The 12,699-nt window shown below is 74.9% G+C and carries 14 protein-coding genes; 4 read left to right on the forward strand and 10 right to left on the reverse strand.

All coding sequences use genetic code 11. The features are described 5' to 3' along the window. Nucleotides 1-71: 71 nt before the first annotated feature. From GTW67_RS29735 to GTW67_RS29765, 7 genes are all read right to left on the reverse strand, one after another. On the reverse strand, nt 72-350 hold the full coding sequence (locus GTW67_RS29735) for a gas vesicle protein GvpG (RefSeq protein WP_161167850.1): 279 nt from the start codon (nt 348-350) through the stop codon (nt 72-74). 4 nt (nt 351-354) lie between these two features. After that, complete coding sequence (locus tag GTW67_RS29740) at nt 355-1,137, reverse strand: GvpL/GvpF family gas vesicle protein (RefSeq protein WP_161167851.1); 783 nt, start codon at nt 1,135-1,137, stop codon at nt 355-357. Next, on the reverse strand, nt 1,134-1,667 hold the full coding sequence (gene gvpJ / locus GTW67_RS29745; RefSeq protein ID WP_161167852.1) for a gas vesicle structural protein GvpA: 534 nt from the start codon (nt 1,665-1,667) through the stop codon (nt 1,134-1,136). Before gvpJ ends, GTW67_RS29740 begins: the two co-directional genes overlap by 4 nt. A gap of 36 nt (nt 1,668-1,703) precedes the next feature. After that, nucleotides 1,704-2,021, reverse strand: a complete 318-nt coding sequence (gene gvpO, locus GTW67_RS29750; protein WP_161167853.1) for a gas vesicle protein GvpO — start codon at nt 2,019-2,021, stop codon at nt 1,704-1,706. Nucleotides 2,022-2,158: 137 nt separating this feature from the next. Then, nucleotides 2,159-2,815 carry a class I SAM-dependent methyltransferase gene (locus GTW67_RS29755; protein WP_346010779.1) on the reverse strand — a complete coding sequence of 219 codons (657 nt, stop codon included), beginning with the start codon at nt 2,813-2,815 and terminating at the stop codon, nt 2,159-2,161. An 82-nt stretch (nt 2,816-2,897) separates the two neighbouring features. Further along, nucleotides 2,898-3,734 (reverse strand): SDR family NAD(P)-dependent oxidoreductase, encoded by an 837-nt coding sequence (locus GTW67_RS29760; protein WP_161167855.1) that lies wholly within the window; start codon nt 3,732-3,734, stop codon nt 2,898-2,900. A gap of 20 nt (nt 3,735-3,754) precedes the next feature. Continuing rightward, entirely contained in the window at nt 3,755-4,207 is a 453-nt protein-coding gene (locus GTW67_RS29765; protein WP_161167856.1) for a hypothetical protein, read from the reverse strand. Nucleotides 4,208-4,469: 262 nt separating this feature from the next. On the opposite strand from GTW67_RS29765, the gene GTW67_RS38645 reads away from it, so the two are divergent. Both GTW67_RS38645 and GTW67_RS29775 read left to right on the forward strand, forming a co-directional pair. Beyond that, nucleotides 4,470-4,664 carry a hypothetical protein gene (locus tag GTW67_RS38645; protein ID WP_524539836.1) on the forward strand — a complete coding sequence of 65 codons (195 nt, stop codon included), beginning with the start codon at nt 4,470-4,472 and terminating at the stop codon, nt 4,662-4,664. A 326-nt stretch (nt 4,665-4,990) separates the two neighbouring features. After that, a complete protein-coding gene (locus GTW67_RS29775; protein WP_161167857.1) occupies nt 4,991-7,087 on the forward strand; it encodes a DUF1996 domain-containing protein in 2,097 nt (698 codons plus the stop codon). 81 nt (nt 7,088-7,168) lie between these two features. On the opposite strand, the gene GTW67_RS29780 is transcribed toward GTW67_RS29775, so the two are convergent. The 3 genes from GTW67_RS29780 to GTW67_RS29790 all read right to left on the reverse strand — a co-directional run bounded on the left by GTW67_RS29780 (nt 7,169) and on the right by GTW67_RS29790 (nt 10,241). Further along, entirely contained in the window at nt 7,169-7,621 is a 453-nt protein-coding gene (locus GTW67_RS29780) for an NAD(P)H-dependent oxidoreductase (protein WP_161167858.1), read from the reverse strand. 53 nt (nt 7,622-7,674) lie between these two features. After that, nucleotides 7,675-9,309 (reverse strand): ribosomal protection-like ABC-F family protein, encoded by a 1,635-nt coding sequence (gene abc-f, locus GTW67_RS29785; RefSeq protein ID WP_161167859.1) that lies wholly within the window; start codon nt 9,307-9,309, stop codon nt 7,675-7,677. Nucleotides 9,310-9,539: 230 nt separating this feature from the next. After that, complete coding sequence (locus tag GTW67_RS29790; RefSeq protein ID WP_161167860.1) at nt 9,540-10,241, reverse strand: alpha/beta hydrolase; 702 nt, start codon at nt 10,239-10,241, stop codon at nt 9,540-9,542. A 307-nt stretch (nt 10,242-10,548) separates the two neighbouring features. Between GTW67_RS29790 and GTW67_RS29795 the strand changes: the two genes are divergently transcribed. Both GTW67_RS29795 and GTW67_RS29800 read left to right on the forward strand, forming a co-directional pair. Further along, a complete protein-coding gene (locus GTW67_RS29795; protein ID WP_161167861.1) occupies nt 10,549-11,844 on the forward strand; it encodes an NAD(P)/FAD-dependent oxidoreductase in 1,296 nt (431 codons plus the stop codon). After that, the gene (locus GTW67_RS29800; RefSeq protein WP_346010780.1) at nt 11,841-12,584 is read left to right on the forward strand and encodes a DUF1365 domain-containing protein; all 744 of its coding nucleotides are present in this window, start codon (nt 11,841-11,843) and stop codon (nt 12,582-12,584) included. The genes GTW67_RS29795 and GTW67_RS29800 overlap by 4 nt, the downstream gene beginning before the upstream one ends. The last annotated feature ends 115 nt before the right edge of the window (nt 12,585-12,699 follow it).

Genomic DNA, 12,699 nt, shown 5'->3' on the forward strand with positions numbered 1-12,699 from the left:
TTTGGCCTTCTTCGTCCGGCCGAGGAGGTATCCGCCCGCCATGGCCGCCGCCAGGGCCGCCTTGCTGTCGTTCATACGTGCCTTCCATGCGCTGGATCCGTGGTGGTGGTGCGGCCGGTGGGCCGGACCGGACGGTCGAGGAGGGTGAGCAGGCGCTCCTCCTCCCGTTCGAAGGCCGCCTCGTCGATGGCGCCCTCGTCCAGGGCCCGGTTGAGCGCGGCCAGCCGGGCCTGGACGGCGCGCGGGTCGTGGACCTGGCGCCGGGCCTCCTGGAGCAGGTGGTCGGCGATCCACGCCGTGCCCCGCACCGGGGCCAGGGGCAGCAGGAGGAGACCGCTCACGATGCCCACCGCGTCACCGCCCGGCCGGCGCGGGGGACGGGTCGACGAAGCTGTAGCAGGGCAGGGGCCCGGTCACGCTGAGCGCCAGACGGTCCCCGCGCTCACGGGCGCACGCGTCCACCGCCCGCCGGAACCGGGGCTCGTCGGCGGAGCGCAGCAGGAACGACGCGCTCAGCACCTGCTCGTCGCCGGTCGGGCCGCCCGCGGTGCGCACGGCGAGCGGCGTCAGGCGGTCGAGGACCTCCTGGGCGGCGCGCCGTGCCTCGCGGTGGACGGCCCGGGCGACCGCCTCGCCGAGCCGGACGTTGGCCTCGTAGTCCGGGCGGCGCCGGGTCCGCAGGGCGAGGGTCCGCAGCTTCTCGTCCCGGCGCACCAGCTCGGCGAAACTCCCCGGCACGACCGCGCCCTTGACGTTGAACTCGACGCATCCCCGGACGCCGTCGAGCTGCCGCGTCAGATGGGCGGCGTCGGAGCGCAGCTGGGAGAGCAGGACGTCCTGACGGGGACTGAGGACCGCGAACCGCATCGGCAGCAGGGGCCCCTGCGCGGCCAGTTCGTCCAGCACCGCCTGATGGGCCATCAGGTCACGGCGTCGGGGCCGCAGCCGTGCGGGCGTGGCCGAGACCGCCGCGCACAGGCCGGACTCGGTGAGCAGCCGCACCGGGGCGCCGCCGACCCCCGGGGAGCCGGGTGTACGGACGCCGGCGGGGGCGATGCCGTAGACGTACAGGGCGGCCTCGGCGTCCGCCGCGGTGCCGGCGGTGAGGGTGGTGGGGGCTGTGGCGGACACGGTCACTCCTCCTCCGTTCCCGTGCGCCGGCGCGGGCGGCTGCGCGGACGGTCGTCGTCACCGCGGGGACGCCCGGCCGGACGGCTGCGGGGCCGCTCCGTGCGCTCCTCGCGCTCGCGGGTGCGGGAGCCGGCGCGGCGGGGGGCGGGCTCCCGCTCGTCCTCTTCCGTCTCCGCCTCCGGCTCCGCGTCCTCGGGCGAGAGGATGTCCCGGACCCGGTCGGTCAGGGAGCGCGTCCCCCGCTTGGTGGCCGCCCGGCCCACGGTCTTGGCGACCGGCCCGCCGAACAGCTCGGGGACGGTCTTGGACCGCACGTCGTGCTCCAGGTCCAGGCGGTTGCATGCCTCCGCGAACCGCAGGTACGTGTCGACGCTCGCGACCACGATGCGGGCGTCCACCTTGAGGATCTCGATGCCGACCAGGGAGACGCGTACGAAGACGTCGATCACCATGCCGCGGTCGAGGATGAGTTCCAGGACGTCGTAGAGCGTTCCGGCGCGGGGCGCGCAGACGTACTCGTCGTCATAGGTGATCATGCGGTGGTCCTTCCGGGGGCGGGCCGGCGGCCCGGGTCACTGGTCCTGGGCACCGCGCCGGTAGCGGGCGACCCGGCGGTACTGCAACAGTTCGCCCGCCGCGTCCAGCTCGACCTCGTAGGTGGCGAGCAGGCTGGTGGTGTCCGGGATGCGCGCCACCTCCAGCACGTCCACGTTGACGATCCAGCCGTCGTCCTCGCTGCGGCACACCGCGGAGACTCCCTCGAGGTGGTGCCGGACCAGCTCGGACAGGGCGTCCGCGGCGCGCCGGGCGGCCTCCCCGGCGCCCCGCACGGCCCGCTCGCGCGTGGTCGTGGACGTCGTGCCGCGCCGTCGCTCGCCAGGTTCTGTCATGCACCCCACTCTGGCCGCGCGACCCCGTCCGCGCGTCCCGGGTTACCCCATCCGGGCACGAGGGGCCCCCGGCTCACCATCAGGGGCCGAGGAGGCGGCGGGGCTCAGGCGTCCGGTGCGGAGGAGGCGGCCGGGGCTCAGGCGTCCGGCGTCGCGGTGGTCCGGCGCCGGCAGTGCAGGAAGACGTGCGGCTCGGGCCCGGCGTCCGGGTGGGCCGGGGTGAACAGCAGCTCCTCCCGCTCCAGGACATCGAGGCCCGCGCCCTCGGCCACGGCGACGAGATCCGGCGCGGTGAAGCTGGTGACGCGCACGGGCTGTCCCATGAAGGCGGCGTCGACGCCCTCCACGTCCAGCGGCACCGTGGCGAGGACCAGATACCCCGCCGGGGCCAGCGCCCGCGTCAGGCGCCGGACGACGTCCGTCTGTTCGCGCCGGTCCAGCTGGAGCAGCGCGAAGTACACGCAGACCGCGTCGAACTCGCCGTCCGCGAGCGGCACGTCACGGATGTCGGCGCACCGGAAGGAGGCGTCCGGCACCTGCCGGGACGCCAGCTCCACCATGACGGGGGAGACGTCGACGCCCACGACCCGGTGACCGGCGCCCGCGAGGGTCTCGGCGGTGGGCCGCCCGGTCCCGCTGCCCACGTCCAGCACCCGGCTGCCCGGCGCGAGCCGCCCGAGCAGCCACTCCAGCGAGCGCCGGTGCGCCGGCGCCCCGGCGAACGCCTTCTCGTAGTCGGCGCCCAGCGCGTCGAACACGGCGGCGGCCGGCGGCCGTTGCTGTCCGTCGGTCACGTGGGTCCCTCCGGTGGGTGATCCGCTGCCGGGATCATCGTCCACCGCGGGACGCCCGCCGACAAGGGTGCCGCGGGGCGTCCTACGACGCGTCGTCGTCCGGCGCCGTCCCCGGCTCCGCCATCCTGCGGTGCACGGCGGCCTTGACGCGGTCCGGCAGGACCTTGTCGGCCACGCCCTGCGCCTTGGTCTTCGCCGAGCCGGTGACCAGCTTCCCGCGGCCCTTCATGACGGCGTCGAACGCCTGCCGGGCGACCTCGGCCGGATCGTCCTTCTCCATGGTGCCGACCTTGGTGTCCTCCATGCCGGCCCGCCGGAAGAAGTCGGTGTCCGTCGGCCCCGGCATGAAGGAGGTGACCGTGACACCGGTGTCCTTGACCTCCTCCTGGAGCGCCTGGGCGAAGGACTGCACGAACGACTTGGACGCGTTGTAGACGGACTGGAAGGAGCCCGGCATCGTCGACGCGATCGACGACGTGAACATCAGCCGGCCCACGCCGCGCGCCACCATGTCGCGCAGCAGCGGCTTGGCGAGCCGCACCGTCGAGGTCACGTTGAGGTCGATCACGGACTGGTCGTCGGCCGGGTCGGTGTCCGTGAAGGCCCCGCCCTGTCCCACGCCCGCGTTGAGGGCCGCCACGTCCACGACGAGCCCGGTGGTGGCCGCGACCAGCCGGTCGACGCCGTCCGGGTCCCGCAGGTCCGCGCGGACCGCCCGCACCTCGGCGCCGGCCTCCCGCAGCCGCCGGGCGGCGTGTTCGAGCCGGTCGTCCTCGGCGTTGACCACCAGGTCGTACCCGTTCTCCGCGAACAGCCTGGCGAGTTCGTAGCCGATGCCGGCGGACGCCCCGGTGATGAGGGCGAGCGGCCTGCCGCCGGCCCCGCGTCCCGTCTCCTGCGCCGCTTCCCCTGGTTCCACCGATTCCACTGGTCGTCCCTTCAGTGCAGAGCCTGGTAGACCGACGCCGTGGTGAAGCCGTACACCACGTGCGGCACGATGTCCGACACCCAGGAGGTGCGGTCCCACTGCTTCGGGTCGGTCACGCCGAGCGCCGCGGCCGGCACGTCGCTGCCCACCATGGCCACCGCCCCGAGCACCGGCCCGGCCACCCAGTCCGGCAGCGGTCCGCGCCGGTGGCGCAGCAGCCCGTAGGCCGCGCCGACCCCGAGGCCGGTGACGTAGCCGAGGAGCGCGCCGACGGCCTGTTCGCGGTTCGGCTTCGTCTCCTCGTCGCCGAGCACCAGCCCGACCCGGTCGGCGACCCGGTCCGCGACCTCGGCGGGCATGTCGCTGGACCCCCGGCCGCGCAGCAGCATGTCGCCGTACGTGGTGAGGTTCAGCGCGACGGTCCCCGCCGCGCCGGCGACCAGGCCCTTGATCAGTGACTGCATCCCGGAACTCCCTCGGTAGGGGCGCGGTGGCGCACGACGGTCACGACGGGCCCCGGGTTCCCCTCTCGTGGCGGGCTAACAGAGACCCCGCGATCTCGCGCCGGGGCCCGCCGTCACACGGAACGGGGCCGCTCGGGCGACGGCGCTCGGGTGGCCCTTGCCAGGCCCTGGCTCGGCAGCAGCCCGCCGTGGGGGTGAGCACGGCCTGCCGCATTCCTCCCCACGTCGGCGCCGTGGCGGGGCGGCGGATTCCGGACGGGCCATGGCACACATGCTCGCCGCCCGCCTGTCCGTCCGGAGCCGCACCCTGCGGCTGGAGGAGGTGCCCCGCACACAGCCCGGGCCGGGCGAGGCCCTGGTCAAGGCCGAGGCGGCGGGCGTCTGCCTGTCCGGCTCAGGTCGGCGGGGGCGTCACGACCTGGTCACCTGGGCAGCGGGTGGTGCTCCACGCGGGTGAGGACCGCGCCGTGTCCACAGCCCGGGGCGCGATCACCGAGACCGGCGGCGTCCGTCCCGTCGAAGCGGTCGGTGTGTGGGGGCGTCGGCTGCCTCGGGGTGCCCGCTGCACAGCCGCCGGCGCGCGAGCGTGCCCTTGCTGCCGGGGCCGACCTCGCCCTGAACTCCGCCGGCCCGGTCCTGCATGAGGCCGCTGATCCCGCGCCCGTGAGGTGAGGGGTTCCTGAGAATCCGCGGGGCGGTTGAACGCCGGCGCCCCCGGCTCCGTATGGAGGCGGGGGCATTGCATGCCCGGGACCGCCACGACGCACGACACAGGAGCACGCCTTGGGACACAACAGGCGCAGACGCCCGACCGGGGCGCGGCGCGCGACCTTCTCCGCGGTCGCGCTGATACTGGGCGGCGGTGGTCTGGTCGCCGTCAACGTGTTCGCCTCCGCGACCGAGTCGGCGAACAACCCCGTTCCCCTGGGCAGTTCCGGCGTCGCGGCCACGGTCGACTGCCCCGATCTGAGTGAGCGGCTGACGACGGTCCCCGAACCGGCCAGGCCGGACGTCGACGGCGAACTCGCTCGCCTGGACGAGCAGATCGCCACGGCCTACCGCCAACTCCAGGAAGCGGCCCGCACCGCCGACGACGGCCAGGTCGACGAGGGCGCGATCCTCGACCCGCTGGAGCAGCAGCGGACCGAGACGATCGCCCGCATCGTCACCGCGGTCGACGGCGCGGGGGACCGGCCCGAGGGGCTGGAGGCCCTCGCGGTGTGCACCCTGCGACGCACCGCGGTCGCGCCCCAGGACGCGCCGAGCGGCAGCCCGGACGGACAGCAGGAGGGACAGCAGGGCGGCCAGCAGGACGGCACCGGCGACGGTGAACAGCCCGGCGAGGAACAGGGGCAGGGCAACGGCGGTCAGGCCGGCAACGGCCCCGTCGCGGCCGACTACGCCGACATCACCACCGTCCAGCCCAACGCCCAGAAGCCGCGCCGCGACAAGGACGCCTCGCGCGGCACCTTCGCCACCAGTTGCGGCGTCAACGCCGAGGGCCTGTTCAACTCCGACAACGTCATCGCCGCCCCCGGCGTCGGCAACGGCGCCCACCACTTCCACGACTACGTCGGCAACCAGGGCAACACCGCCTTCGCCTCCGACGACGACCTGGCCGCCGCCGGCACCAGCTGCGCGGACCAGGGCGACAAGTCGTCGTACTACTGGCCGGTGCTGCGCCTCCAGAACGGCACCGCCGAACAGGACGCCCAGTCGCCCGGCGGGGGCATCGAGGGCAACGCCGGCGAGATCGTCACGCCGGCCGAGGTGACGCTGACGTTCGGCGGCAACGAGCGCGGCAAGGTCACGGACATGCCGCGGCTGCTGCGCATCATCACCGGTGACGCGAAGGCGTTCGTCAACGGCAATACCAACGCCAACGCCTCCTGGAGCTGCACCGGCTTCGAGGACCGGCAGCTGAAGGACAAGTACCCGCTCTGCCCGGCCGGCAGCGACGTGGTGCGCACCTTCACCTTCCAGAGCTGCTGGGACGGCCGCAACACCGACAGCGCCAACCACCGCACCCACGTGGCGTTCGCCGCCGCCGATGGCACCTGCCCGGACGGCTTCCAGCCGATTCCGCGGCTGGTGCAGCGCATCGTGTACGACGTGGACGCGCCCAGCCTCGGCGACGGCGGCAGGACGGCGCCCCTGTTCGCCGTGGACTCCTTCCCCGAGCAGCTGCACAAGCCGGTCACCGACCACAGCGACTTCATCAACGTCTTCGACGAGGGCCTGATGCGGGAGATGGTCGACTGCATCAACAGCGGCCGGACCTGCGGAGCGGACACGGCCCCCGACCCGGGCCAGAGCGAGACCCCGCAGGAGCCGACCGCCAGCCCGGAGAACCCCGGGAACACCGAGAACCCCGGGAAGACCGAGCAGCCCGAGGCCTCCGAGACCCCGGGCGACGGTGGGAACGAGCAGGAGACCCCGCAGCAGCCGGGTGACGACGGCGGACGCACCGACGAGCCCCCGGCGGGGCAGACCGGCACCGCGCCGGCCCCCGCGGACGGCGGCCAGGCCGGGCAGAGGCCCGCGCCCTCGGACCGGCCCACGAACGAGGCCGAGCCCTCCCGCACGGCCGAGCCCTCGCGCACCGTCGAGACGCCCCGCACCGCCGAGCCCAAGGCCGCCACCACGCCCGCCGGAACCCCGCGCGACGCGAGCAGCGCCGCTGCCGCGCCCGAGGCGACGCGGGGGACGGACGCCGGCGGCGCCCCACAGGCCGCTGGCTCGGTGACCGAGCCGCAGGGCACCCAGGGCGGGCTCGCCGAGACCGGCTCCGGCCTCGGCTTCTGGCCCGCGGCGGCCGGAGGCGTCCTCTTCGCGGCCGGATGCCTGCTGCTCCTGCGCACCAGGCGGCGCACCGGGTGACACCCCCGTGACGACGCCGTTCGGTCCCGACGCCGACCGGGACCGAACGGCCGTCGGGGTGAGGGCCCTCCGTGCCCGGGCTCAGTCCATCAGTCCGGCGGCGAGCGTGGCCCCCAGTTCCCAGCAGGCCTCCAGGTCGGCCTTGGCGGGCTCGCCGGCCACCGTCACCGCCGGGGCGGCGCGCTGCCAGCCGAGGCCGGTCGTCACCGACTCGATGCCGCGCACCGCGCCGGTGGTGTCGCTGCCGCCGTGCACGTAGTAACCGAAGGGCCGGCCCCGCGTCTCGTCCAGGCACGGGTAGTAGACCTGGTCGAAGAAGTGCTTCAGGGCGCCGGACATGTAGCCCAGGTTGGCCGGGGTGCCCAGCACGAAGCCGTCCGCCTCCAGTACGTCGACGGCCGTGGCCGCCAGCGCCGCCCGCCGGACGACCCGGACACCCTCGATCTCCGGCGCGGTCGCTCCGGACACGACGGCTTCGAGCATCGCCTGGCAGTTCGGCGACGGGGTGTGATGCACGATCAGCAAAGTGGTCACACCCCGAAGCCTGCCGTCCGGCACCCCCCGGCCGCAACAGACGCCGGGGCGGCTCACATCTCGGGGGCCGCCGTCTCCGTCAGGGTGCCGTCGGCCAGCCGCAGCCACCGGTGGACCCCGATCTCGCTCAGGAACCGTTCGTCGTGGCTGACCACCACGAACGCTCCCCGGTAGGAGTTCAGGGCGCTCCGCAACTGTTCCGCGCTGACCAGGTCGAGGTTGTTGGTCGGCTCGTCCAGGAGCAGCAGGTGCGGGGCGGGCTCCGCGCACAGGACGCAGGCGAGGGTGGCCCGCAGCCGCTCGCCGCCGGACAGCACGCCGACGGGCAGATGGGCGCGGGCGCCGCGGAAGAGGAAGCGGGCGAGCAGGTTCATCCGCTCGGCCTCGGGCCGGCCGGGGGCGTACGCGGCGAAGTTCTCGGTGACCGTGCGGTCCGCGTCCAGCAGGTCGAGCCGCTGCGAGAGGTGGGCGACGCGTCCGTCGGCCCGCCTGACCGTGCCCTCCCCGGGTTCGAGGTCGCCGTTCAGCAGGCGCAGCAGTGTGCTCTTGCCGGCGCCGTTGGGGCCGGTCAGCGCGATGCGTTCGGGGCCCCGCACGGTCAGGTCGACGCCCTCGCCGGCGAACACGTCCCGGTCGCCGAGCCGGACCCGCAGCCGCTCGCCGAGGAAGAGGGTGCGTCCGGCGGGTACGTCGGTGTCGGGCAGGTCGAGGACGATGCGCTGGTCGTCGCGGAGCGCGCGCCCCGCCTCGTCGAGCCGGGCCTTGGCCTCGCCGACCCGGTTCGCGTGGGTCTGGCCGGCCCGGCCCGCGGACTCCTGCGCGCCCCGCTTCATGGTGCCTGCGAAGATCTTCGGCAGACCGGCGTTCTTGAGGTTGCGGGCGGCGTTGCTCGCGCGGCGCTCGGCCCGTTCCCGGGCCTGCTGCATCTCGCGCTTCTCCCGCTTCAGTTCCTGCTCGGCGTTGCGGACGTTCTTCTCGGCGACCTCCTGCTCGGCCCGCACCGCCTCCTCGTAGGCGGTGAAGTCGCCTCCGTAGAGGCGGAGTTCGCCGCGGTCCAGTTCGGCGATGCGTTCCATGCGGTCGAGCAGGGCGCGGTCGTGGCTGACCAGCAGCAGGCAGCCCTGGTAGTCCGACAGCGCGTCGTAGAGCCCCTGCCGGGCGTCCAGGTCGAGGTTGTTGGTGGGCTCGTCCAGCAGCAGTACGTCGGGCCGCTTCAGCAGTTGTGCGGCGAGCCCGAGGGTGACGATCCGGCCGCCGCTGAGCGTGCCGAGGCTCCGGTCCAGGGCGAGGCCGCCGAGGCCGAGGCGGTCGAGCTGGGCGCGGGTGCGTTCCTCGATGTCCCAGTCGTCGCCGATGGCCGTGAAGTGCTCCTCGGCCACGTCCCCGGACTCGACGGCGTCGATGGCGCGGATCACGGCGGCGACCCCCAGCACCTCCGCCACCGTGAGATCACCGGTCAGGGGGAGGGTCTGCGGCAGGTAGCCGACGGTGCCGTTGGTGGACACGGAACCGGCGCCGGGGCGCAGTTCCCCGGCGATCAGCCGGAGCAGGGTGCTCTTGCCGGAGCCGTTGGGTGCGACCAGGCCGGTGCGGCCCGGGCCGACGGTGAACGACAGGTCCTCGAAGACGGGGGTGTCGTCGGGCCACGAGAAGGAGAGGTTCGAGCAGATGACGGCGGCGTCGGACATGGGAGACCTCGCTGAGGAGGGGCGGGGGAGGGGACACGCCCGCCCGGGCAGACAGGGGGAGAGGGAACGACGAAAGCGGCCACGACGGCGGCGCTCCTGTGTGCCTGCCCGTGACCGATCAGTGCGGGGTATCACCCGCAGATGTCGTCGTCACCCACCATGTCCGTGACCTCTCGATACGCGATCAACGTCTCCACCAGCCTAACAGCCGCCTCCTCGGAGGGGGCGGCTCAGCGCAGGACGGGGGGCTCGGCGGCGGCCGCGGCCTCGGCGAACAGGGCGGAGGGTGCCGCCTCCGGGTCGATCAGATGGGCCACGGCCGAGGAGGCGGTGCGGTGCCAGCGGCCGTGGTGCCGCAGCATCGCGTGATCGCCGCCGTCGATCAGCACCAGACCGGCCCGCGCGCCCGCGGCCCGCGCACGGGTCACGTACGCGGCGGACGCGACCGGATCGGTGATCCGGTCCCGGCTGCCGTGCAGGACGAGCACGTCCCGGCCGCTCAGCGGGCCGACCGGCTCGCCCGGCGGGCACCAGGGGGCGAGGGCCACCACGCCCCGCACCCGGGCGTCGTCCGCGGCGCGCAGCGCGGCCCGGCCCCCCATCGAGTGGCCCAGCAGCACCACGGGCACCTCGCCGACGAGGGAGCGCAGTTCGGCGAGCGCCTGCCGGGTGTCCCGCAGCGGGTCGGCGGCGGCGCCGTTCCAGCCGCGGCGCCGGTAGCGCACCTGCCCGAGCAGTACGTCGTCGCGGTCGGTCCGCGCCGCCACCGCGCCCAGGAAGGGCCGCATCCTGAGCGCCGCCAGGTGCCAGGGCCGCGCCACCCGCAGGCTCTCCTCCCGGCCGCCGTGCAGCACCAGCACGGCGGCGCGTGCCACGGGCGGTCGGCGGCGTATCACCAGCGCGCTCGTCCCCGGTTCGTCCCGCACGCCCATCCGCGTCCTTCCTCCGGTGACCGCCCGGCCCGTCGCCGGGGGTCCTCCTCGGTGATCCGTGGCCACCGCGTCCGCGGACTGGTGTCCGTCCCGCACAGTCTGCCCGGCCGCGCACCGCGTGACCCCCGGCGGGTCCGGACGCGGCCCGGCGCCGACGGCGGCGCGGGTCCGGACACGGCCCGGCGCCGGCGGCGGCACCGCGGCCCGTGACCCTCCCGGCAACTGCCCACGCCCGACGGCAATCCGCCAGGGCCGCGGCACCGGATTACCCACGCCAGCGTCGATCACAGTGGGTGGAGGACAAGCAATGCCGCGAGCGTCAGGGGAGGCGCCGTCCGGTCGGGCCGCACGCCGTACCGCCGTCATCGGCAGCGGAGTCGCGGGACTGACCGCCGCGTACGTACTGGCCCGTGACCACCGCGTCACCCTGTACGAGGCGGACGACCGCCTCGGCGGGCACGCGCACACGCACGAGGTGACCGCGTCCGACGGCCGGGTCCGCCGGGTCGACTCCGGGTTCATCGTGCACAACCGCCGCACCTATCCGAACCTGCTGCGCCTCTTCGCCGAACTCGGCGTCGACACGCAGGAGTCGGAGATGAGCATGTCGGTCAGGTGCGAGGGCTGCGGCCTGGAGTACGCCGGCGCCCGCGGCCCGGCGGGACTGCTGGCCCGTCCGCGCAACGCCCTGCGCGGCCCCTATCTGAGGATGCTCGCCCAGGTGCCCCGGTTCCACCGCGCGGCCCGGCGGCTGCTCGCCGACGACCCCGAACGCACCCTCACCCTGGGCGAGTTCCTCGACCGCGAGGGCTTCTCGCCCTATTTCCGCGCTCACTTCATGACCCCGGTCGTCTCGGCCGTGTGGTCCTGCGACGCGGCCACCGCCCTGCGCTACCCGGCCGCCTACCTGTTCCGCTTCCTGCACCACCACGGCATGCTCGCCGTCGGCGGCTCCCCGGTGTGGCGCACGGTCACCGGCGGCTCCCGCTCCTACGTCGACCGGATCGCCGGGCTCCTGCCCGACGTGCGCACCGCCACCCCCGTACGGTCCGTGACCCGGCACGCGGACGGCGCGGACGTCACCGCCGCCGACGGCACCACCGACTCCTACGACCACCTGGTCGTCGCCGTCCACCCCGGCCAGGCCCTGGAGTTGCTGACGGACGCCACACCGCGCGAGAAGGAGGTGCTCGGCGCGTTCCGCTACTCCCGCAACACCACCCTCCTGCACACCGACACCGCGCTGCTGCCCCGTGCGCGCGGCGCCCGGTCCTCCTGGAACTACCTGATGCCGGCGTGCGACGCGGGCGCCGACCGGGTCCGCGTCAGCTACGACATGAACCGGCTCCAGCGCCTCGACGCGCCCGAGACCTACGTCGTCACCCTCGGCGGCCACGACCGCGTCGACCCCGCCCGGGTGCTGGCCCGCATGACGTACGAACACCCCGTGTACACGCCCGAGTCGGTCGCCGCCCAGCGCCTGCTGCCCTCACTGCGCACCCCGGTCACCGCCTTCGCGGGCGCCTACCACGGCTGGGGGTTCCACGAGGACGGCTGCCGCTCCGGGGTGGAGGCCGCGGCGGCCCTGGGAGTGACCTGGTGACCCGCGCCGTGCCCGGGCGGCCCGGCCTGTACCCGTGCGAGACCGTCCACGTGCGCCTCGACCCGGTCCGCCACACCCTGCGCCACCGCACGTACCTGTGGCTCGTCGACCTCGACCGCCTCCCCGTGCTGCCCCGCCTCCTGCGCCCCCTCGCCGGCTTCTCGGCCACCGACCACTTCACCGGCGACGCCCCCTCGCTGCGGGCTGCCCTGGACGGCTTCCTCGCCGCCCGGGGCGTCGACCTGGAGGGCGGGCGCGTGCTGATGCTGGCGCACGCCCGCGTCCTCGGCCACGTCTTCAACCCGCTGACCCTGTACTGGTGCCACGGCCCCGACGGCGCGCCGCGCTGCGTGGTGGCCGAGGTCCACAACACCTACGGCGAACGGCACGCCTACCTGCTGCACCCCGACGCGACGGACACCGCCGAGACCGACAAGGACTTCTACGTCTCGCCGTTCTTCCCCGTCGACGGCCGCTACCGCATGCGGCTGCCGCTGCCCGCCGAACGCCTCGCCCTCACCGTACGGCTGGACCGGCCCGGCGCCCGCCCGTTCACCGCGACCGTCCGCGGCACCCGCCGGGAGGCCACCCCCGCCGCCCTGCTGCGCCTCGCGCTGCGCCACCCCCTGTCGACCCTCGCCGTGGCGGCCGGCATCCGCAGGCACGGCATCCGTCTCTACCTGCGCGGTCTGCCCGTCCAGCCGCGCCCGGCCCACCGCACCACGGAGAAAGCGACATGACGACGATCCACCCCCGCCCCGCCTCCCCGACCGCGCCCGTGACCGCGGGGGCCCGCGCCACCCCCGTCGACGCGGCCCGCTGGCCCGACGTGGCCGCGCCGCCCCGCGCCGGCCG

This window comes from Streptomyces sp. SID5910 (assembly GCF_009862125.1).
In the GTDB taxonomy this organism is placed as follows: Bacteria; Actinomycetota; Actinomycetes; order Streptomycetales; family Streptomycetaceae; genus Streptomyces.